General features: G+C 67.6%; 21 protein-coding genes. 12 read left to right on the forward strand and 9 right to left on the reverse strand.

Translation table 11 applies throughout. The features are described from left to right. Window positions 1-163 precede the first annotated feature (163 nt). Both ABD719_RS05405 and ABD719_RS05410 read left to right on the forward strand, forming a co-directional pair. Window positions 164-1,315 carry a PQQ-dependent sugar dehydrogenase gene (locus ABD719_RS05405; protein WP_344692351.1) on the forward strand — a complete coding sequence of 384 codons (1,152 nt, stop codon included), beginning with the start codon at window positions 164-166 and terminating at the stop codon, window positions 1,313-1,315. Between the two features lie 38 nt (window positions 1,316-1,353). Next, entirely contained in the window at window positions 1,354-2,511 is a 1,158-nt protein-coding gene (locus ABD719_RS05410; RefSeq protein ID WP_344692354.1) for a PQQ-dependent sugar dehydrogenase, read from the forward strand. A 3-nt stretch (window positions 2,512-2,514) separates the two neighbouring features. Here ABD719_RS05410 and ABD719_RS05415 read toward each other — a convergent pair whose 3' ends face one another. Together ABD719_RS05415 and ABD719_RS05420 are read right to left on the reverse strand one after the other, a co-directional pair. After that, complete coding sequence (locus tag ABD719_RS05415) at window positions 2,515-2,901, reverse strand: PaaI family thioesterase (RefSeq protein WP_344692356.1); 387 nt, start codon at window positions 2,899-2,901, stop codon at window positions 2,515-2,517. Next, on the reverse strand, window positions 2,898-3,329 hold the full coding sequence (locus tag ABD719_RS05420; RefSeq protein ID WP_344692357.1) for a PaaI family thioesterase: 432 nt from the start codon (window positions 3,327-3,329) through the stop codon (window positions 2,898-2,900). The genes ABD719_RS05415 and ABD719_RS05420 overlap by 4 nt, the downstream gene beginning before the upstream one ends. A 92-nt stretch (window positions 3,330-3,421) precedes the next feature. Between ABD719_RS05420 and ABD719_RS05425 the strand changes: the two genes are divergently transcribed. After that, complete coding sequence (locus ABD719_RS05425) at window positions 3,422-4,204, forward strand: crotonase/enoyl-CoA hydratase family protein (RefSeq protein ID WP_344692358.1); 783 nt, start codon at window positions 3,422-3,424, stop codon at window positions 4,202-4,204. Window positions 4,205-4,565: 361 nt separating this feature from the next. On the opposite strand, the gene ABD719_RS05430 is transcribed toward ABD719_RS05425, so the two are convergent. Together ABD719_RS05430 and ABD719_RS05435 are read right to left on the reverse strand one after the other, a co-directional pair. Continuing rightward, window positions 4,566-4,832, reverse strand: a complete 267-nt coding sequence (locus ABD719_RS05430; RefSeq protein WP_344692359.1) for a hypothetical protein — start codon at window positions 4,830-4,832, stop codon at window positions 4,566-4,568. A gap of 56 nt (window positions 4,833-4,888) precedes the next feature. Then, entirely contained in the window at window positions 4,889-6,331 is a 1,443-nt protein-coding gene (locus ABD719_RS05435; protein ID WP_344692360.1) for a DEAD/DEAH box helicase, read from the reverse strand. Window positions 6,332-6,616: 285 nt separating this feature from the next. On the opposite strand from ABD719_RS05435, the gene ABD719_RS05440 reads away from it, so the two are divergent. Then, on the forward strand, window positions 6,617-7,621 hold the full coding sequence (locus ABD719_RS05440; protein ID WP_344692361.1) for a fumarylacetoacetate hydrolase family protein: 1,005 nt from the start codon (window positions 6,617-6,619) through the stop codon (window positions 7,619-7,621). A gap of 10 nt (window positions 7,622-7,631) precedes the next feature. Here the strand turns inward: ABD719_RS05440 and ABD719_RS05445 are convergent, their stop codons facing one another. Further along, window positions 7,632-7,904, reverse strand: a complete 273-nt coding sequence (locus tag ABD719_RS05445; RefSeq protein ID WP_344692362.1) for a hypothetical protein — start codon at window positions 7,902-7,904, stop codon at window positions 7,632-7,634. Window positions 7,905-8,092: 188 nt separating this feature from the next. Here ABD719_RS05445 and ABD719_RS05450 point away from each other — a divergent pair, with 188 nt between their 5' ends. The 4 genes from ABD719_RS05450 (at window position 8,093) to rarD (ending at window position 13,216) form a co-directional block, all read left to right on the forward strand. Continuing rightward, window positions 8,093-9,376, forward strand: a complete 1,284-nt coding sequence (locus tag ABD719_RS05450; RefSeq protein WP_344692363.1) for a 3-methyl-2-oxobutanoate dehydrogenase (2-methylpropanoyl-transferring) subunit alpha — start codon at window positions 8,093-8,095, stop codon at window positions 9,374-9,376. Window positions 9,377-9,441: 65 nt separating this feature from the next. Beyond that, window positions 9,442-10,449, forward strand: coding sequence for an alpha-ketoacid dehydrogenase subunit beta (locus tag ABD719_RS05455; RefSeq protein WP_344692583.1), 1,008 nt, complete (start codon window positions 9,442-9,444; stop codon window positions 10,447-10,449). 3 nt (window positions 10,450-10,452) lie between these two features. Next, a complete protein-coding gene (locus ABD719_RS05460) occupies window positions 10,453-11,796 on the forward strand; it encodes a dihydrolipoamide acetyltransferase family protein (protein ID WP_344692364.1) in 1,344 nt (447 codons plus the stop codon). A 544-nt stretch (window positions 11,797-12,340) separates the two neighbouring features. Beyond that, complete coding sequence (gene rarD / locus ABD719_RS05465) at window positions 12,341-13,216, forward strand: EamA family transporter RarD (RefSeq protein WP_344692365.1); 876 nt, start codon at window positions 12,341-12,343, stop codon at window positions 13,214-13,216. Between the two features lie 92 nt (window positions 13,217-13,308). Here the strand turns inward: rarD and gor are convergent, their stop codons facing one another. Beyond that, complete coding sequence (gene gor / locus ABD719_RS05470) at window positions 13,309-14,658, reverse strand: glutathione-disulfide reductase (protein WP_344692366.1); 1,350 nt, start codon at window positions 14,656-14,658, stop codon at window positions 13,309-13,311. A 104-nt stretch (window positions 14,659-14,762) separates the two neighbouring features. Here gor and ABD719_RS05475 point away from each other — a divergent pair, with 104 nt between their 5' ends. Beyond that, a complete protein-coding gene (locus ABD719_RS05475) occupies window positions 14,763-14,912 on the forward strand; it encodes a DUF2256 domain-containing protein (protein ID WP_344692584.1) in 150 nt (49 codons plus the stop codon). A gap of 67 nt (window positions 14,913-14,979) precedes the next feature. Here the strand turns inward: ABD719_RS05475 and ABD719_RS05480 are convergent, their stop codons facing one another. Then, window positions 14,980-16,203 (reverse strand): NF038122 family metalloprotease, encoded by a 1,224-nt coding sequence (locus ABD719_RS05480; RefSeq protein WP_344692367.1) that lies wholly within the window; start codon window positions 16,201-16,203, stop codon window positions 14,980-14,982. 223 nt (window positions 16,204-16,426) lie between these two features. Then, on the reverse strand, window positions 16,427-17,917 hold the full coding sequence (gene pgi / locus ABD719_RS05485; RefSeq protein ID WP_344692368.1) for a glucose-6-phosphate isomerase: 1,491 nt from the start codon (window positions 17,915-17,917) through the stop codon (window positions 16,427-16,429). Window positions 17,918-18,072: 155 nt separating this feature from the next. Here pgi and lepB point away from each other — a divergent pair, with 155 nt between their 5' ends. The 3 genes from lepB to era are packed head-to-tail and all read left to right on the forward strand — an operon-like array spanning window position 18,073 to window position 20,500. Then, complete coding sequence (lepB, locus tag ABD719_RS05490; protein ID WP_344692369.1) at window positions 18,073-18,918, forward strand: signal peptidase I; 846 nt, start codon at window positions 18,073-18,075, stop codon at window positions 18,916-18,918. A gap of 38 nt (window positions 18,919-18,956) precedes the next feature. Then, the gene (gene rnc / locus ABD719_RS05495; RefSeq protein ID WP_344692370.1) at window positions 18,957-19,595 is read left to right on the forward strand and encodes a ribonuclease III; all 639 of its coding nucleotides are present in this window, start codon (window positions 18,957-18,959) and stop codon (window positions 19,593-19,595) included. Window positions 19,596-19,603: 8 nt separating this feature from the next. Continuing rightward, a complete protein-coding gene (era, locus tag ABD719_RS05500) occupies window positions 19,604-20,500 on the forward strand; it encodes a GTPase Era (protein WP_344692585.1) in 897 nt (298 codons plus the stop codon). Here era and ABD719_RS05505 read toward each other — a convergent pair whose 3' ends face one another. Then, window positions 20,501-21,052, reverse strand: coding sequence for a hypothetical protein (locus ABD719_RS05505; RefSeq protein ID WP_344692371.1), 552 nt, complete (start codon window positions 21,050-21,052; stop codon window positions 20,501-20,503). Window positions 21,053-21,075: the final 23 nt, after the last annotated feature.

Consider the following 21,075-nt stretch of genomic DNA (forward strand, 5'->3'; position numbering starts at 1 on the left):
GAAAGCCTATGGGTGGTTGCCGCCGCGGAGCCCGGCCCCGCAGCCCCTGCATCCGGCGATGTAGAGAAAGCGTCGCCAGTATATGGCCGGACGGCCGCCGACACAAGCCTTGGCATCCTATGATCGGTCCGGGCGTTCAAGGCGACTACGGGAGAGGATATCGATGAACCTGAAGCTGCTCGCCGCCCTGCCCTGCGCGCTGATCGCCTGCACCGGCAACGCCCCTGCGGACGCGACGGCGCAGGATGCCGCTCCGGGCGCGGCCAAGCCCTTCACCGAAACCGTGGTCGCCGATTTCGATTCGCCCTGGGCGATGGCGTTCCTGCCCGATGGCCGGATGCTGGTGACCGAGAAGAAGGGCGAGATGCTGCTCGTCTCCGCCGATGGAAAGCGGAAACAGGTCGTCGCCACGATCCCGGTCGATTCGGCTGGGCAGGGCGCGTTAATGGACGTCGTACTGGCCCCCGATTTCGCGAAAAGCCAGCGCGTCTATTTCAGCTATTCGGCGGCGGACGGAGGCGGCAAGGGCGTGATCCTAGCGCGCGGTCGCCTGCGTCCCGATGGCGGCGGTGGCGAGCGGCTGGGCGAGATCGAGGAGCTGTTCCGTGCCACGCCCTTCGTGGAAGGCAACGGCCACTATTCTGGCCGGATTGCATTTTCGCCGGATGGAAAATATCTGTTCTTCACTAATGGCGAACGCCAGAAATTCACCCCCGCGCAGGATCCGAAGGCGACGCTGGGCAAGGTGCTGCGGCTGACCCTCGACGGCAAGCCGGCACCGGGCAATCCGCTGGCCGCCAGGGGATTCCGGCCGGAAATCTGGTCCTATGGTCATCGCAACCTGCTCGGCATCGCGTTCGATGCCCGCGGCAATCTTTGGGAGCAGGAGATGGGGCCGAAGGGCGGCGACGAGGTCAATCTGATCCGGCCGGGCCTGAACTATGGCTGGCCGAACGCGTCGAACGGATCGCACTATGATGGCCGGGACATTCCCGATCACCGCGCGGGCGACGGGTACGAACCGCCCAAGGTGTCCTGGAACCCGGTGATCTCGCCCGGCGGGCTGATGATCTATTCCGGCCGGATGTTCCCGCAATGGCAGGGTGACGCCTTTATCGGCGGCCTGTCCAGCCAGTCGCTGGTCCGCGTTGATATCGATGGCACCGAAGCGAGGAAGGGCGACCAATGGCCGATGAACGCACGCATCCGCGACGTGGAACAGGGACCGGACGGCGCGATCTGGGTGATCGAGGATGGCGACGACGGATCGCAGGGGCGGCTCATCAAACTGACTGCCCAACAACCGGGGCGGTAACCGGGGCAGTAGCCGGGCGCGGGCGATCGCTGCGCCCGATGATGCTGGCGCTGGCACTGATGGGGTGCGGCGGCGATGGCGGCGAAGGGCGCGAGAATGGCGGTATCGACCCGGTGCCGGCCCCCGCTCCCTCGGCCACCGCGACCTCCACCCCGCCGCCCGCGCCGGTGACGACGACCGCGGTCACCCAGACCCCGGTCGCTACGTTCGCAAACCCCTGGGCGATGGTGTTCCTGCCCGACGGCCGCCTGCTGGTGACCGAAAAGGCGGGCCGGCTGCGGCTGGTGACCACCGGCGGGCAGGTGGCCACCGTCGCCGGGGTGCCTGCGGTGGTCGATGCGGGGCAGGGCGGGCTGCTCGACGTGGCGCTCGATCCCGGCTTCGCCGCCAATCGACGCGTCTATCTGAGCTATGCGGAGGCGGGCACGGGCGGCGCCGGCCTGGCCGTCGCGCGCGGCACGCTGGCGGCGGACGGATCGGCACTGGGCGAGGTGCGGGTGATCTGGCGACAGGACCCCAAGGTCGATGGCGGCAATCATTTCGGTGGCCGGATGGCCTTCGCGGCCGATGGCCGGCTGTTCGTCACCGCCGGCGAGCGGCAGAAGGGCGCGCCCGCGCAGGACCTGTCGCAGACGTTGGGCAAGATCATCCGGATCGAGACGGACGGATCGATCCCCGCCGACAATCCCTTTGCCGGGCAGGCGGGGGCGAAGGCGGAGATCTGGTCTTATGGCCATCGCAATCCCTATGGCCTCGTCTTCGCAGGCAACGGCCAGTTGTTCGAAAGCGAGATGGGGCCGGAGGGCGGCGACGAGTTCAACCTGATCGAGCGTGGCCGCGACTATGGCTGGCCGGCGGTGTCAGAGGGCAATCAATATGGCGGCGCCCCGATCCCCCGCCATGCCACCGACAACCGCTATGCCGCGCCGCTGGTGAGCTGGACGCCGGTGATCGCGCCGGGCGGAATGATCCAGTATCGCGGCAGCCGCTTCGTCGACTGGGAAGGCGATGTCGTGCTGGCGGGGTTGACCGCGCAGGGGCTGATCCGCGTCCGCCTGTCCGGCCGTACCGCCAGCGAGGTGGCGCGCATCCCGCTGGGCACCCGCATCCGCGAGGTCGAACAGGGACCCGATGGCGCGATCTGGGTGCTGGGCGATGGGGCCGGAGGGCGGCTGATCCGGCTCGATCCCGCCTGATCGTCAGGAGGGCCGGTCGAGCCGCCAGTTCGTCCGCGCCGTGGCGATCGGGCGGGCCGGGTCGTCCTGCCACGCGGTCGCATCGACATGGGCGATGCGGGTGCCGAGCCGGGTGACGATGCCCGTCGCCAGCGTCGGCGCGTCGCGGCCGCCGCGCCGGTAATCGACCGTGATGGTCAGCGGTATCACGCCCGCGTCGTCGGTGCCCAGCGCATGGCGCAGCGCGGTGATCGCCGCGATCTCCAGCAGCCCCGCGATCGCGCCGCCATGCAGGAAACCGGGGCGGCCGAGCACGCTATCGGCGAACGGCATCGTCAGCACCGGCACGCCGCGATCGTCGGCGGTCATCGTCAGGCCCAGCAGGGCGGCATAGGGGGGCAGCGCGATCATGCCGCGTCGGTCGTCATGAACGTGCCGACGATCTGCGCGACCGGATCGGCGGGATCGCCGTCATGCGCCTGTCCCCTGACATAGGCGACCGGCCCGGCGATCCGGTAACATTCGCCGCGCCCGATCAGCGTCCGCCCCGCCACCACCGGGCGGAGATGATCGAGCCGCAGGTCGAGCGTCGCATGGGGCACGAACCGTCCGCGCCGCGCCCAGATCGCTATCGAGGTCGCCATGTCCATCAGCGTGACGATCGGCCCTGCCGCCATCGCGCCGGTCGCGGTGTCGCCGACCAGCGCATCGGCGGGGGGCAGGGCCAGTTCCACCCAGCCTTCCTCCCCGTCCGCGTGGCCATGATAGCGGATACCCAGCCGCCCGCCATGACCCCGGTCGAGAAGCTTGGCGAAGCGGGGCACGTCGAAACCGGTCATCGCCGCAGGGTCTACACGCCGTGCCGCCGCACGCAACCGGGTTGCCCGCTGCGCCCGGCGGGCATAGCCATGGCTGCCAGAGGAGAAGGATGATGGACGACCGGGTGCGGATGACCGTCGATGGCGGGATCGCGGACGTGCAACTGGCGCGACCGGCACAGATCAACGCGATCGACCCGGCGATGTTCGCAGGCCTGGCGGGGGCGATCGCGGCGTTGCAGGACCGGCGCGACGTGCGCTGCATCGTGCTGTCGGGCGAAGGGCGCGGGTTTTGCGCGGGGCTGGACATGGCGGCGATGGCCGGCGGCGGGTCGGGGCTGCTGACGGAAACGCCGACGCACGGGCTCGCCAATCTTGTCCAGCAGGTCGCGTGGGGCTGGCGGACGCTGCCGCAGCCGGTGATCGCGGCGGTGCACGGCGTGGCGTTCGGCGGTGGCCTCCAGATCGTGGCGGGCGCGGATATCCGGCTGGCGAGCGCGGACGCGCGGCTGTCGATCCGGGAAATGCACTGGGGAATCGTGCCCGATATGGCGGGCTATGCGCTGTGGCGCGGTACGGTGCGCGACGATGTGCTGCGCGAACTGGTCTACACCGCGCGCGAGGTCGACGGGGTCGAGGGGGCGGCGCTGGGGCTGGTGACGCGGGTGGTGGACGATCCACGGGCGGCGGCGCTAGCGCTGGCGCACCAGATCGCGGGCCGGCATCCGGCGGCGGTGCGCGCCGCCAAACGGCTGTTCGGGGTCGCGGCGGACGGCGACGCGGCGGCGGTGCTGGCCGCAGAGCGGGCAGAGCAGGGGGCGCTACTGGGCACGGCGGACCAGCGCGAGCAGGTGATGGCGAACATGGAGAAGCGGCCGGCGGTGTTCGGGGATTGATTGCTTCGTGACGGGTTTGCGGAAGCGTTCCGTCCCACCCTCGACCAGTCTTGCGAGAAGAATGGCAACCCCGCCAACTAGAGCCGGATGACATCAGGTTGAACCGGATGTTCGTCGTTGCGAGCGGAGCGAAGCAATCCAAGGCGTCCTGGTCCGGTGCTGGATTGCTTCGCTACGCTCGTAATGACGGATTGGGTCAGAGCAATGTCATCCCGCTCTATACCTCCCCGGCGAAGGCCGGGGTCCAGTTGGGCGGAGCGTCGTGATGACCTGCTGCCGCCTTCCGAACTGCGCCCCGGCCTCCGCCGGGGAAGGAAGAAAGGTTTCCCGGCGACATCCCGAAGCGGCGACGCTCGCTCTATTACAGCACGACCTTCGGCGGCATGGCGCCCTTCAGGCCGGCGAGGATCATGCTCTCCCACACCGCGACGTCGCCCGCCGCCGCCATCGCGCGGTCGGGTTCGCGCAGGGTCTTCAGCACGGCGATCGCGTGGGGAAGGTAATCCTGCCAGCGCGCATCGACCTGCGCACTGGCGGATGCCTGATCGCCGGTGGCGTTCGCGCTCAGCTGCTCGGCCGCGAGGACGCGGGCGATCCGTTCGGCGATCGGGGTGGTGGATACGTCCATGGCGGTTCTCCTCGCGGGTTTCGTCAATCAACCCGCGAGAAGGCCGGGGTATCCCCTCAGCGGCCGGCGGTCGGCCCGCCGGCGCTGCGGCCGCTGCCGCCACGACCCTGACCGCCGCCCTGGCCGCCACCGCTGCGACCCTGGCCGCCACGGCCCTGACCACCGGTGCCGCCGCCGCTGCCGCCGGCCGGACGCGCGCCGCGACCGCTGGCATTGGCATAGCTGCGGCCGGTGGTGCCGGTCGCCTGCGGCGAATGGGTGGCGCGGGGGCGCGGCAGCGGACGACCGCCACGGGGACGATCCTCACGCGGCGCGGGATCGGCGCCGATCGCGTTCACGCGCTGCGACTTGATCTTGTTCGCCTTGTTGGTGAAGTCCTCGGGCAGGGCCTGCACCGGCACCTTCTGGCGCGTGGTCTTCTCGATGTCGCGCAGATATGCCTTCTCGTCGTCGGCGCAGAACGAGATCGCGATGCCCGATGCACCGGCGCGCGCGGTGCGGCCGATGCGGTGGACATACTGCTCGGGCACGTTGGGCAGTTCGAAGTTGATGACGTGGCTGACGCCCGACACGTCGATGCCGCGCGCGGCGATGTCGGTCGCGACGAGGATCTTGGTCTTGCCGTCCTTGAACTCGCCCAGCGCGCGCTCGCGCTGGCCCTGGCTCTTGTTGCCGTGGATCGCGTTGGCGCCGATGCCGTTGCCGGCCAGCAGCTTCACGACGCGGTCGGCGCCGTGCTTGGTGCGGGTGAACACCAGCGCGCGGTCGATCGCCGGATCGGCGAGCAGCAGCGTCAGCAGCGCCTGCTTCTCCGCCTGGTTGACGAAGGTGACATACTGGTCGACCCGCTCCGCGGTGGTCGCGGCGGGCTTGACCGATACGGTCGCCGGCTCGTGCAGGAACTGGCTGGCCAGCTCGCGGATCGTGGTGGGCATGGTGGCCGAGAAGAACAGCGTCTGGCGCTTGCGCGGCACCATCTTCACGATCCGCTTCAGCGCGTGGATGAAGCCCAGGTCGAGCATCTGGTCCGCTTCGTCGAGGACGAGGATCTCGATCATCGACAGGTTGACGAAGCCCTGCTCGACCAGGTCGATCAGGCGGCCCGGCGTGGCGACGAGGATGTCGACGCCGCGGCTCATGTCCTGACGGTTCTTGTTGATGCTGGTGCCGCCGAACACGGTGGTCACCGACATCTTGGAGAACTTGCCGTATTCACGCGCCGAATCGGCGATCTGGCTGGCCAGTTCGCGGGTCGGGGCAAGGACGAGCATCCGGCAATGCGTCGGCAGCACGCGCTTGGGCGCCTCGACCATGCGCTGGATCGACGGCAGCACGAACGCGGCGGTCTTGCCGGTGCCGGTCTGCGCGATGCCGAGCAGGTCGCCGCCTTCCAGCAGCTGCGGAATCGACTGCGCCTGGATCGGGGTGGGGGTGGTGTAGCCCTTGGCTTCGAGCGCACGGACGAGCGGCTCGGCGAGGCCGAGATCGGAAAAGGACATGGGAAAACCTTGTATGCGTGCCGATCCACGACGCACGAAAGGCGGAGTGGTGGCGGGTGTGAAATGACACCCCGCGTGATTAGGGAAGCCTGAGCTTGACCGAAGCGGAGCCCGAACCGCCGGTTTTCCGGCACGCCCGATCACGCTGCATAACGCCTCGATTTTCGCCCCCTACGCTGCAATGCATCATAAGTCAACATTGGTCGTCATGATTTCGGCGCTTGCCGCCGGGGGGCGGAGCGCCCTACGCAAGCGCATACTGGTAAGAACCGGAGAGGAATCGCGATGAAACTGGCAAGCCTGAAACAGGGCCGCGACGGCAGGCTCGTGGTCGTGTCGACCGATCTCGCCTGGTATGCCGATGCGGGCCATATCGTCCCGACCCTGCAGGCGGCGCTGGACGACTGGGACCGGATCGCGCCGGCGCTGGAGAACCTGTCGACCGATCTCGATCACGAAGTGATCCCGCGCGAACGGTTCCACGAGCATGACGCGGCGGCGCCCTTGCCGCGCGCCTATCAATGGGCGGACGGCTCCGCCTATGTGAACCATGTCGCGCTCGTCCGGCAGGCGCGCGGGGCGGCGATGCCGGAGACGTTCTGGCACGATCCGCTGATGTATCAGGGCGGGTCGGACGGTTTCCTGGGGCCACGCGATCCGATCCCCCTCGCCGACGAGGCGTGGGGCTGCGATCTGGAGGCGGAGGTCGTGGTCGTCACCGGCGACGTGCCGCAGGGCGCCGGTCGCGACACGGCGCTGGCGGCGGTCCGGCTGATCGGACTGACCAACGACGTGTCGCTGCGCCACCTGATCCCGGACGAACTGGCCAAGGGTTTCGGCTTCTTCCAGTCGAAGCCCGCCAGCGCGTTCTCCCCCGTCTTCGTCACCCCCGATGCGTTGGGCGACTGGTGGCGGGACGGCAAGCTGCACCGCAAGCTGATGGTCGACCTGAACGGCAAGCCGCTCGGCCGGGCCGAGGCGGGCGACGACATGACCTTCGATTTCGGCGCGCTGATCGCCCATGCCGCCAGGACGCGGGCGCTGGGGGCGGGTACGATCGTCGGGTCGGGCACCGTGTCCAATCGCGGCGCGGACGGCGGGCCGGGCAGGCCGGTGGCGGATGGCGGCGTCGGCTATTCCTGCCTTGCCGAGGCGCGGACGGTGGAGGCGCTGGCCGGCGGCACCGCGACCACGCCGTTCCTGACCAAAGGCGATACGGTGCGGATCTGGGCGGAGGACGATCGCCACCACCCGATCTTCGGGGTGATCGAGCAGGTGGTGGGCGGCTGATCGCCGCCGGTCAGCGACCCAGCGCGATGCGCCCCGCATAATCGATCGCGGACAGCAGCGCGCGGGGCGCCCCCGGCAGCGACCGGACGCCGGTCAGCGCGCCCGCCACCAGCGTATGCCCGACCAGCCACGGCACCATCACCACCGTGGCGAGCGCCAGCACCGGTACGCCCACGACGAAGCGGGATGCCACCCCGGACGGCGGCCGTGGCGGCGTGCGGACGATGGCATAGCCGACCGGCGGCGCGGTGGTTTCGGCGGCGACGATCGGACCCATGTACATGGTGCGCTGTTCCCTGATGGCATCCCGTGATGACGGGGGCGATCCTGCGCCGAAAGCGGTTAATGACGGGTTAGGGCGCGGTCGATCGGTGGCGCGCCCGCACAGAAGTCGCTTGAAATTTTATAACAACGCCGCGAAAGGTGGCGCGGAGTACGGGAACAACCCGATGCCGATCCGTGGAGAGAGTCTTGGCTGAACAGCCTCGCACCAATTTGCCGCCCCTGTCGCTGCATGTGCCCGAACCCCGGTTCCGGCCCGGCGATCCGGTCGACTTCGCCGTGGTGGAGATTCCGCCTGCCGGCGCCGCCCGCCGCCCCGACACCGCCGAGCCGGCCCGCGATTTCACCGATCTGTCCTATGGTCTGGTCCGCGTCCTCGACGACGATCACCGCGCGGTCGGGGCATGGGACCCGCGGCTGTCGCCCGATCGCCTGCGGCGGATGCTGCGCCACATGGCGCTGCTGCGCGCGTTCGACGAGCGGATGTTCCGGGCGCAGCGTCAGGGCAAGACCAGCTTCTACATGAAGGCGACGGGCGAGGAGGCGGTATCGGTCGCCGCCGCGCACGCGCTGGATTACGAGGATATGTGCTTCCCCTCCTATCGCCAGCAGGGGCTGTTGATCGCGCGCGACTGGTCGCTGGTCGACATGATGAACCAGATCTATTCGAACAAGGGCGACCGGCTTCAGGGCAAGCAGTTGCCGATCATGTATTCGGCGCGCGAGGCGGGGTTCTTCTCGATCTCCGGCAACCTGACGACGCAATATCCGCAGGCGGTGGGCTGGGCGATGGCCTCCGCCGCCAAGGGCGATACGCGGATCGCGGCGGTGTGGTGCGGGGAAGGGTCCACCGCGGAGGGTGATTTCCACTCCGCCTGCACCTTCGCCGCCGTCTATCGCGCCCCGGTCATCATGAACGTGGTCAACAACCAGTGGGCGATCAGCAGCTTTTCCGGCTTCGCGGGGGCCGAATCGACCACCTTTGCGGCACGCGCGGTGGGCTATGGCATCGCCGGCCTGCGCGTCGACGGCAACGATGCGCTGGCGGTCTATGCCGCGACGCAATGGGCGGCGGAGCGGGCGCGGACCAATCAGGGGCCGACCCTGATCGAGCATTTCACCTATCGCGCCGAAGGCCATTCCACCTCGGACGATCCGACCCAGTACCGATCGGCGGGGGAGCCCAACGCCTGGCCGCTGGGCGATCCGGTCGCGCGGCTGAAGGCGCATCTGATCGCGATCGGTGAATGGGACGAGGAACGCCACGCCGCGCAGGACCGCGAACTGGCCGAACAGGTAAAGGCGGCGCAGAAGGAGGCGGAGAAGAACGGCATCCTCGGCCACGGCCTGCACCAGCCGCTCGACACGCTGTTCGACGGCGTGTTCGAGGAGATGCCGTGGCACCTGCGCGAGCAGCAGGCGCAGATGATGGCGGAAGAAACCGCGAGTGGCCGGCCATGGGATCGCAAGTGATGACGACGGAGCTGAACGTGGTGAGCGACACGGTAGGCGACGGCGGGGCCGAACCCACCACCCGCATGACGATGATCCAGGCGATCAACTCCGCGCTCGACGTGGTGATGGCGCGCGACCCGGACGTGGTCGTGATGGGGGAGGATGTCGGCTATTTCGGCGGCGTGTTCCGCGCGACTGCGGGGTTGCAGGCGAAATACGGCAAGACGCGGGTGTTCGACACGCCGATCACCGAATGCGGGATCATCGGCGTCGCGGTCGGCATGGGCGCCTACGGCCTGCGGCCGGTGCCGGAAATCCAGTTCGCCGATTACATCTATCCCGCGCTCGACCAGCTCGTCAGCGAGGCGGCCCGCCTGCGTTATCGCTCGGCCGGGGAGTTCATCGCGCCGATGACGGTGCGGTCGCCGTTCGGCGGCGGCATCTTCGGCGGGCAGACGCACAGTCAGAGCCCGGAGGGCATCTTCACCCATGTCTCGGGTGTGAAGACGGTGATCCCGTCCACCCCCTATGACGCCAAGGGGCTGCTGATCGCCGCGATCGAGGACAACGATCCGACGATCTTCTTCGAGCCCAAGCGCATCTACAACGGCCCGTTCAACGGCTATTGGGACAAGCCGGCCGAAAACTGGTCGAAGCATCCCGGCGGCGCGGTGCCGGAGGGGTACTACAAGATCGAACTGGGCAAGGCGAAGGTGGTCCGCGCGGGCGAGGCGCTGACGATCCTCGCTTACGGCACGATGGTGCATGTCTGCACCGCCGTGGTCGCCGAACATGGCGTGGATGCCGAGATCATCGACCTGCGCACGCTGGTGCCGCTCGACATCGAGACGATCGAGGCGTCGGTGAAGAAGACCGGTCGCTGCATGATCGTCCACGAGGCGACGCGGACCAGCGGTTTCGGCGCCGAACTGTCGGCGCTGGTGCAGGAACGGTGCTTCTATCATCTGGAAGCCCCGATCGAGCGGGTGACCGGGTTCGACACACCCTATCCGCACAGCCTGGAATGGGCATATTTCCCGGGACCGGTCCGGATCGGACAGGCCCTCAAGAAGATCATGAAGGACGCTTGAGCGATGGCGCGTTTCACCTTCCGTTTGCCCGATATCGGTGAGGGCATCGCCGAGGCCGAGATCGTGGCATGGCATGTCGCGGTCGGCGACCGGGTCGAGGAAGACCAGAACATCGCCGACATGATGACCGACAAGGCGACCGTCGAGATGGAGTCGCCCGTATCGGGCACCGTCGTCGAACTGGCGGGTGAGGTCGGCGATCAGGTCGCGATCGGCGCGGGGCTGGTGGTGATCGAGACGGACGCCGATGCCGGCACCGACGAGGTGACCGCCGCCCCGCCGAGTGCGGAGCAGGCGGAGGTCGCCGAACAATACGAAGCCGAGAATCCTGGGGTGGAGGAGGTGGTCGAGACGCCCCGTCCGCTCGATCCGCCCGCTGCCCCCGCAACGGCCGAAACCCGGCCGGCGGATGCTGCCGGCGAAGGGCCGCGCCCGGTCGCCGGCGATGGCGCGACGGGACGGCCGTCATCCGCCAACGGTCGCGTGGCGCATGTCCTTGCCTCGCCCGCCGTCCGCGCGCGCGCGGCCGATCTGGGCGTGGACCTCGCCGCGGTGAAGACCGATGGCGACCGGGTGCGCCATGCCGATCTCGACGCCTATCTGCGCTACGGCAGCGGGCAGGGCTATGCCGCGCCGCGCGCGTCGCGCGCGCGGGCGGACGAGGAGGTCCGCGTGATCGGGATGCGTCGCCGCATCGCCGAGAATATGGCCGCGTCCAAGCGCGCGATTCCGCACTTCACCTATGTCGAGGAGATCGACGTCACCGCGCTGGAGGACCTGCGTGCCGACCTGAACGCGCAGCGGGGCGAGCGGCCGAAGCTGACGATGCTGCCGCTGATGATCGTCGCGATCTGCCGCACCCTGCCTGCCTTCCCGATGCTGAACGCGCGCTACGACGACGAGGCGGGGGTGGTGACGCGCCACGGCCGCGTGCATCTGGGCATGGCGACGCAGACCGATGCCGGGCTGACCGTGCCGGTGATCCGCGACGCGCAGGACCGCAACGTCTGGCAACTGGCGACCGAGATCGGGCGGCTGGCGGCGGCGGCGCGCGCCAACCGGCTGAAGCCCGACGAGATGGGCGGCGGCACGATCACGCTCACCTCGCTGGGGCCGCTCGGCGGGATCGCGACGACGCCGGTCATCAACCGGCCGGAGGTCGCGATCGTCGGCCCCAACCGCATCGTCGAACGTCCCGTCTTCAGGGGCGATGCGATCGTGCGCGCCAAGCTGATGAACCTGTCGATCAGCTGCGATCACCGCGTCGTCGACGGCTTCGACGCGGCCAGCTATGTGCAGGCGCTGAAGCGGATGCTGGAGACGCCGGTTCTGCTCTTCGCGGACTGACGCATGATGACGTGAAGCCCCCTCATCCGTCATCGCGAGCCGAGCGAAGCGATCCAGAGCGTCACGCACCGGGGATCGGATCGCTTCGCCACGGGCATAAGGACGGATAGGCCGATGTTACCCCGCTCCGGCTACGCAGGTCCGGGGATCATCGCCGTCCGCCGCTGCTGTCCTACACCGCGCCGATAAGATACCCGTATCCGATGCTCCCTCCATCGAAGGAGCGGCGGGCGAGGGGGATGTATGGGAAACAGGGCATCGCGGCCGCGACGGAGCATGATGACGTGGAACCCACCCACCCCCGTCATTGCGAGCGCAGCGAAGCAATCCAGAGCCCGGCGCGTGACGCCCTGGATTGCTTCGCTGCGCTCGCAATGAAGGATGGAGCAGGCCAGTCCAACACGTCGCGCACCCCTGTAGGATGCGACTTTCGTGACTTTCCGGTGTGACTTTAGGGCTTCCGGGGCATCCCGCTCCCGCTCGATCCTGCACCCCTGACACTCCTTCATTGCGGCGCGGCGTGGATTGGCCGATGGCGCGCGGCATGAACCGGGGATTATGGCTGGGCGCCGGCGCCTATATCCTGTGGGGGCTGCTGCCCCTGTATCTGAAGCTGCTGACGGGCGTGCCCGCGGTGCAGGTGCTGGCGCACCGGGTGGTGTGGTCGCTGCTGCTGCTCGCCATCGTGGTCTTGGTGCTGGGTCGGTTGCGGACGGTGCGGGCGGCGGCGCGGGGGCGGACGCTGGCGTTGCTGGGGGCCAGCGCGACGCTGATCGCGATCAACTGGCTGACCTATATCTGGGCGGTGCAGCACGCGCATGTGCTGGAAGCGAGTCTCGGCTATTTCATCAACCCGCTGGTCAACGTCGCCCTCGGCGTCGCGGTACTGGGCGAACGGGTGTCGCGCGTGCAGCGGGTCGCGGTGGGAATCGCGGCGGCGGGGGTATTGGTGATGGCGCTGTCGGGCGGCGGCGCGATCTGGATATCGCTGGTGCTGGCGGTCAGCTTCGGGCTGTATGGCCTGATCCGCAAGGTGGCGGCGATCGACGCGCTGGGCGGCCTGACGATCGAGACGCTGTTGCTCGCGCCATTGTCGCTGGTGGTGCTGGCCTATGCGGGTGCGGCGGGCAACGCCGCCTTCGGGCAGGAGCGGTCGGCCGATCTGCTGCTGATCCTCGCCGGTCCGGTGACCGCCGCGCCGCTGCTGCTGTTCGCGGCGGCGGCACGACGGCTGACGCTGGCGACGCTGGGGCTGCTGCAATATCTGGGGCCGACCCTCCAATTCGCCGAGGCCGTGCTGATCTTCGGGGAGCCGCTGCGTCCCGTGCATATCGTCACCTTCGCGGCGATCTGGACGGGGTGTGCGCTCTATGCGTGGGATGCGTGGCGGCAATCGCGCATGGTGGCGGCTATCGCCTAAGGGCTGCGACGCGGCAAAGTCGCGTCGTCGGACGGGTTCGGCAGGGCCGACCCGCCGGCCGGGTCGGGCAATCGGGCTTTGCCCGATCGCCCTTACCGCATCAGTACCAGTTCCTCCGCCATCGACGGATGCAACGCCACGGTCGCGTCGAAGTCGGCCTTGGTCAGCCCGGCCTTCACCGCCACGGCGCAGGCCTGGATGATCTCCGGCACGTCGGGGCCGATCATGTGGATGCCGACGACCCGGTCGGTCTGGGCGTCGCACACCATCTTGTAGAGCGCCCGTTCGTTGCGGCCGGCCAGCACGTTCTTCATCGGCCGGAAATCGGATGAATAGACCTTGATCGATCCCAGCTTCTCACGCGCCTCCGCCTCGGTCAGGCCGACCCCGGCGAGCGGCGGATGGCTGAAGACGGCGGCGGGCACGCAGTCATAGTCCACGGTCGTCGGCTTGTTGCCATAGACGGTGTCGGCGAACGCTTGCCCTTCGCGGATGGCGACCGGGGTCAGCTGGATGCGGTTGGTGACGTCGCCGATCGCGTAGATCGACGGGCAGCTGGACTGGTTCTGCGCATCGACCTTCACCGCGCCCAGCTCGTCCATTTCGACCCCGGCGCTTTCCAGCCCCAGCCCGGCGGTGTTGGGGCGGCGGCCGGTGGCGAAGAGGACGCAGTCGACCACGACGGGTTCGTGGTTCGCCAGATGGACGGTCAGGCAGCCGTCCTCCCCCTTGTCGATCCCCCGGAACGCGGCGTTGAAGCGGAACTCGATCCCCTTCATCGTCGCGATCTGGAGCAGCCGGTCGCGGATCTGCGCGTCATAGCCGCGCAGCAGTTCCTGGCTGCGGTTGGCGAGGATCACGTGGCTGCCGAACTGGTGGAAGATGCCGGCGAATTCGTTGGCGATGTAGCCGCCACCCGCGATCAGGATGCGCTTGGGCAAGTCGGGCAGATGGAACACCTCGTTGGAGGTGATGCCGTGTTCGTGGCCCGGGCATTCCGGGATCGCGGGATGCGCGCCGACCGCGATCAGGATGCGCTCGGCGGTCTTCTCGCTGCCGTCGTCCAGCCGGACGCTGTGCGGGCCGGTGACGACCGCGCGGCTGTGGATGATCTCGACGCCGTTATTGTCGAGCGTCTGGGTATAGGCGCCATTGATCCGGTCGACTTCCGCCATCACGTTGTCGCGCAGCGTCGGCCAGGAAAAGCTGCACGGCGAGGGCACGTCCCAGCCGAAATGCTTCGCGTCACGCAGATCCTCGGCGAAGTGTGCGCCGTAGACGAGCAGCTTCTTGGGCACGCAGCCGCGGATCACGCAGGTGCCGCCGACCCGGTATTCCTCTGCCACCGCAACCCGCGCGCCATGCGCCGCCGCAACCCGGCTGGCGCGGGTGCCGCCGGAACCGGCCCCCAAGACGAAGAGGTCGTAGTCGTACTGGGGCATTCGTGATCCTTCCGCTGCGCCTCGCGAGATGGCGCGCAGCGGGCGCGGGGGCAAGGGGGCAGGGCGCTGATACCATCGACATGCCCGGTGCGTTGTGGACCGCGATGACCCACAGCAAGCCGCACCTGCCGACCAAGATCTGCATCGTCTGCCAGCGCCCGTTCGCATGGCGCAAGAAATGGGCGCGAGACTGGGAATCGGTGCGTTATTGTTCCGAACGCTGCCGCCGCGCCGGCCCGCCGGATACGGCATAGCCGCAAAAAGGGGCGCCTGCCGACCGGCAGACGCCCCCCCCTTCATGGTTCGCGTGGAACCCGTCGATCAGCCGAAGGCGACCGTGCTATTGCGGCGGCGATAGCGCGTCGCGGCACCCACCATCGCGAAGCCGACCAGCATCATCGCCCACGTCGCCGGCTCCGGCACCGTGCCGGTCAGTTCGCGGTACAGCACCGCGGTGCTCTTGCGGTAGCCGGAATTCGCCAGCGTATCGAAGCTCACGTCCCAGCCGATCGCGTCATAGGCGGACAGGTCGAGCGCGGTGACCTCCTGCATCTGGCCACGACCCGAGGTGGGGTCGAGAATACCCAGCTGCTCACGACCCGAGGGCGCATCCTTCCAGTGCGACGCCTGCTGGCCGTCACCATTGGCGCGACCCGTGGAGAACAGCGAGGAGCCGAACAACTGCGTCTCGCCGCCATCGATCGAGAAATACTTGTTCGACGTGCTGGTGGACCAGTCGAGTGCGCCATCGCCGCTGTAGCGGAACAGATCGAGCGAGTTCATTACGACGAAGTTTTCCAGCAGGCCCGAGGTGATCGTGCCGGCCGCATTGGTGCGGGCATCATAGCTGTCGACGCCCGACACGAAACCAAGCGCATGGCCGATTTCGTGGATCGCCACGCCGACGAAATCGAACGCCGTCGAGGTGATGCCATCGCGCGGGTCGAAGTCGAACGCAAAGGCGTTGCTGAACGTGATGCTGCCATCGACCGATGCGTAGTTGATCGCATTGCCGTTGACGTCGGTCGTCACGCCCAGCGCCTTCGCGCTCGCCTTGGTTACCGCCAATGTGGAGTTGTTGACGCCGCCATCGTTGTCGATCCGCGTGACATTGTCGACATAGCCGTTGTTGGTCCGGTTGATCCCGTTGGTGATCGCCGTGACGGCCCCGGCACCGGGAATGGCGGTGCTGAGCGAGCGGGGTGCCAGATTGTTGACCGCGCTGACATCGAGGGCGCTGGTCATATCCGTCGCAAGGGCGGCATAGCCTTGGTTCATCGACAGGAGGGAACGGGCGCTGCCGGTCGAACCGAGGACGCCGGCGCCCAGCGTCCGAAATCCGATTTCCAAATTGATGGTCACGTCATCGGTGAATATCGAGGACCAATACGCGGTGGCGATCTCGAAACCGATACGGGCCTGTGTCCCGGCAGCGGTGCCACCGGTATCAATCAGATTGAAGCTGACGGCCTGTGCCGGTGATGCCGTTAGTGCCGTGGCACCTAAAGAGAGCCCGATCAACATCTGCATGGTCTTCGAACGCATCGCCAAACCCCTGTACAAGGACATCCGCGTTCATCGCGGTTAACCTGTTGTTAATCAGGGTAGGGGGCGTGATGGTGTCGTCAATCTGAAATATTGCAGTGCGGTACGTTCGACACGGCCGACTTATTTGTTGGTAAACCAGTGGTTTGCGGGAACCAAATTAGCTCGAATGCGTGACCGGCCTAGCTGGATTTTGTTCCCGCAATTCACACGATTGTAATAATTAATTCAGCCCGGCGCGACGGATCAGATCGGTCGTGGAGGGATCGAATTCCTGCCCACCCTGATCGGCCGCCTTGGCCATTTCCTTGCCCAGTTCGACGCCGAACTGGTCGAAGCTGTTGATGCCCAGCAGGATGCCGTTCACGAACACGCGCTGCTCATAGAAAGCGATCAGCGCGCCCAGCGTGCGGGCGTCGAGCATATCAAGCAGGATCGTCGATGACGGGCGATCGCCCGAATAGCTGCGGGCGGGATCGTCCACCTGCTTGCCCTTCATCAGCGCCGCGCCCTGCGCGAAGGCGTTGAGCAGCAACTGGCGATGATGATCCTCGGCCAGCGTGTCACCCGCCTCGATCACCGCGATGAATTCGACGGGGACTAGATGCGTGCCCTGATGCAGCAACTGGAACACCGCATGCTGCGCGTCGGTGCCGACCCCGCCCCAGGTGATCGCGGCGGTCGGGCGACCGACCGGCTGGCCATCGACCGTTACCGACTTGCCGTTCGATTCCATCTCCAGCTGCTGGAGATAGGAGGGCAGCAGCCGCAGCCGCTGATCATAGGCGAAGGGTGCCCGCGTTTCGGCGTGGCGGACCTGCGTGTAATAGAGGTCGGCGAAGGCGGCGAGGGCGGGGGCGTTTTCGTGCAGCGCGGCAAGCCGGAAATGGCGGTCCATTTCGGCCGCGCCTTCCAGCAGTTCCTCGAACCGGTCCCAGCCAAGGGCGAGCGCGGCGGGGAAGCCGATCGACGACCAGAGCGAGTAGCGCCCGCCGACCCCTTCGGAAAAGGGCAGGACGCGAGTTTCGTCGACGCCCCATTCCACCGCCTTTTCGGGCGATGCGGTCAGCGCGATGACGCGGCCATAAGGGTCGTCGACATCGTGTTCCGTCATCCATGCGATCGCCGAATTGGCGTTCAGCATCGTCTCGGTCGTGGTGAAGGTCTTCGACGCGATGACGAGCAGGGTGGCGGCGGGGTCGAACCGCTCGAACGCATCCTCCAGTGCGACGCCGTCGACGTTGGAGACGATCGCCACGTCATAACGATCGGCCTCGCGCCCCAGCGCATCGACGATCAGGTCGGGGCCAAGGGCGGAGCCGCCGATGCCGACGTGCAGGATGTGGCGGACCGGGCCGAACGCATCCGCCTCGATCGCATCGATCAGCGCGCGCATCCTGGCCTGATAATGGCGGGCGCGGGACACGCTTTCCGGATTGCCCTCACCCCGTTCGGCGGTGTGCTCGACCGGGCGATCCTCGGTCACGTTGACATGCTCGCCCGCGAACATCGCGTCGCGCCGGCCGGCAAGGTCCTTCGCCTTGGCCAGCGCGGCGAAGGCCGCCACTGCCTCGCGCGTCAGGTGCGTCTTCGACCAGTCGAAATGCAGGCCGGCGACATCAAGGCTGAAGGTATCCAGCCGGGCGGGGTCCGCCTCGAACAATTCGGTGAGGCGGGGGGAGGGCAGTGCCTCGATCGCGGTCCAGTCGCTCATGCTCGCATCCTGACAAGAGGGTGATCGTATCGATCCGGTCATATCCGTCATCCGCCCTATCGCCGCAGGCGGGCGGGACAAGTCCCCCGTCCGCACATTTCGTGGATACGGGTGGCTACTCAGGACGCGCGAGCCCGGTTATGGGTCCCTTTGTCATGACACCATCTGATCCCGCGCCCGAAACCGTCGGCGTCCCCGCAACCGCCGCCGCCACCCCCGCCCGGTCGGAGACGGGCGAGACGCTGCGTTTCCTGCTGAAGCTGGCGCTGGTCGTGCTGATCTTCCGCAGCTTCATCCTCGCGCCGTTCTCGATCCCATCCGAATCGATGCTGCCGCGGCTGTTGATCGGCGACTATCTGTTCGTGTCGAAATGGAATTACGGCTATTCGCGTTGGTCGCTGCCGGGCGGCGTGCCGCTGATCCCCGGGCGCATCTTCGGATCGACGCCGACGCGCGGCGACGTGGTGGTGTTCCGGTCGCCCGGACCCGAGGATCACGACGTCATCAAGCGGGTGATCGGCCTGCCCGGCGACACCGTCCAGATGCGCGGCGGCCAGCTGGTGTTGAACGGGAAGCCGATCCCGAAACAACGGATCGCCGATTTCGTGCTGCCGCTGACCCCCAATTTCGACGATCGTCACTGTGATTCCGATTTCCGCGACGTCGCGGCGGGCGTGCCGGTCTGCCGTTATCGCCGGTATCGCGAGACGTTGCCGGGCGGCAAAAGCTATGCCGTGCTCGACCAGCGCGACATTCCCGAAGCCGACGATACCGGCGTCTATACCGTGCCCGTCGGCAACGTGTTCCTGATGGGCGACAATCGCGACGACAGCGCTGACAGCCGTTTCGCCTCGCCGATCGGCATGGGATATATCCCGATGGAACGGATCGAGGGGCGCGCGCTGGTGACGTTCTTCTCGACCGACGGATCGGCGGAATGGCTGAAGCCATGGACCTGGGTGTCCGCCGCCCGGCTCGACCGGATCGGAGAAGGCTTCTGACGGCTCCCCGCAACACCGGGCTGTCCGATTGGCTGTCCATGGTATTCGGCACGGTGCCGGACGACATCGCCCCGTTCGAACGGGCGCTGACCCATGGCAGTTCGGCGAGCGCGAATTACGAGCGGCTGGAATTTCTGGGCGACCGGGTGCTGGGTCTGCTGGTGGCGGAATGGCTGTGGGAATCCTTTCCGGCCGAGCCCGAGGGGCAGTTGTCGAAGCGGTTCAACGCGCTGGTCACCGGTGCGGTCTGTGCGGAGGTGGCGCGCGAGATCGGGGTGCGCGATCACCTGCGCCTCGGCAAACAGGCGCGCGATGACGGCGCGATCGACAGCGACAATGTGCTGGGCGATGTGATGGAGGCGCTGATCGGCGCCTGGTATCGCGCCGCCGGGCTGGAGGCGGCGCGCGTCTTCGTGCGGCGGGTGTGGGGCGACCGCGTCCGCCGCGAGGCGAAGGCGCCGCAGCATCCCAAGTCGGCATTGCAGGAATGGGCGGCGGCGGCGGGACGACGCGCGCCCGAATATACCGTGATCGACCGGTCAGGCCCCGGCCATGCGCCCCGCTTCACCGTGAAGGTGGCAATTGGCAGCCACGCCTCGGCCGAGGCGAGCGGCAGCAGCAAACAGGAAGCGGAGACCGCCGCGGCGCGGACCCTGCTGGAAAAGGTAAGCAAGTGAGTGATGACATGACCCCGCAGCATTGCGGGCTGATCGCCGTGGTCGGCGCGCCCAATGCGGGCAAATCGACGCTGGTCAACGCGCTGGTCGGGCAGAAGGTGGCGATCGTCAGCCCCAAGGCGCAGACCACGCGGGCGCGCCTGCTGGGCGTGGCGATCGAGGGGGATACGCAGTTGCTGCTGGTCGACACCCCCGGCATCTTCGAACCGCGCCGCCGGTTCGACCGGGCGATGGTGTCCGCCGCCTGGGGCGGGACCGAGGGGGCGGACCTGCTCGCCCTCGTGGTCGACGCCAAGGGCGGGCTGGGCACCAAGGTGACCGACATCGCCGACGCGCTGAAAGACCGGCCGGAGCCGAAGCACCTGATCCTCAACAAGGTCGATCTCGCCGACAAGGCGAAGCTGCTGCTTCATGCCGAACGGCTGAACGCGCTGGTACCGTTCGCCGAGACATGGTTCGTCAGTGCCGCGACCGGTGACGGCCTGCCCGAACTGAAGCGTGCGCTGGCGGCGGCGATGCCGGCGGGGCCGTGGCATTATCCGGAAGATCAGGTGTCCGACGCCACCGAACGCGCGCTGGCCGCGGAGGTGACGCGCGAGCAGATCTACCTCCAGCTTCACGCCGAGCTGCCCTATGCCAGTGCGGTCGAGACGGAGAAGTTCGAGGAGCGCGAGGACGGATCGGTCGAGATCCACCAGCAGGTGCTGGTCGAACGCCCCACCCAGCGTGCGATCGTGCTGGGCAAGGGGGGCGCGCGCATCAAGGAGATCGGCGCGCGCGCGCGGGCGGAACTGGCGACGGTGCTCGACCGGCCGGTGCATCTGTACCTGCACGTGAAGGTAAAGCCGGGCTGGGACGAGGACCGGCAACTTTACCGCGATATCGGACTCGATTGGGTGGACTGATTACGTCGTCACGATCTTGTCCCGAAGGGCGCGCTCCGCCGAATAAGCGGTTTCCGCAAAGGCACGGGCATCCGCCTCGGTGACGGAGTCCTCGCCCAGTCTGCGGATGCTGTTGCGGGCACGTTGCGAGGAGCGGATGGCGCCGAAAAGACCACCGTCGATCACCTTCTTCGCCAGCAGCCATTCGATGTTATCCTTGACGTATCGCTGGTCTATCCACCCGTCATGCTGGGCGGCCAGTTCCACCAACGCCTCCGCCATGCCGGAATAGGCCTTCATGACCACCTCATAGGGGGTGAGGTTTCCGGAGACGTGATCCGGCGACGGCAAGGCGTATTCGGGCGTGGCCAGCGGTACGTCGGCGGTGACGATGGCTTCCTGCCCCGCGTCGATTTCGCCGGAGATCGTGAACTCACCGTATTTCAGCGTACCGCCGCGCGGGATGATCTTGGCGACGATGCCGTCCTTTATCTCCTTCAGCAGAACGAACATGATGACCAGCGCGGCGAGCGGCCAGGCCATCTGGCCACCGAGTTGAAGATAGGGTGCCATCAAGCGTCCATCATTTTGTGAAG

The organism is Sphingomonas cynarae (genome assembly GCF_039537815.1).
Classification (GTDB): domain Bacteria; phylum Pseudomonadota; class Alphaproteobacteria; order Sphingomonadales; family Sphingomonadaceae; genus Sphingomonas; species Sphingomonas cynarae.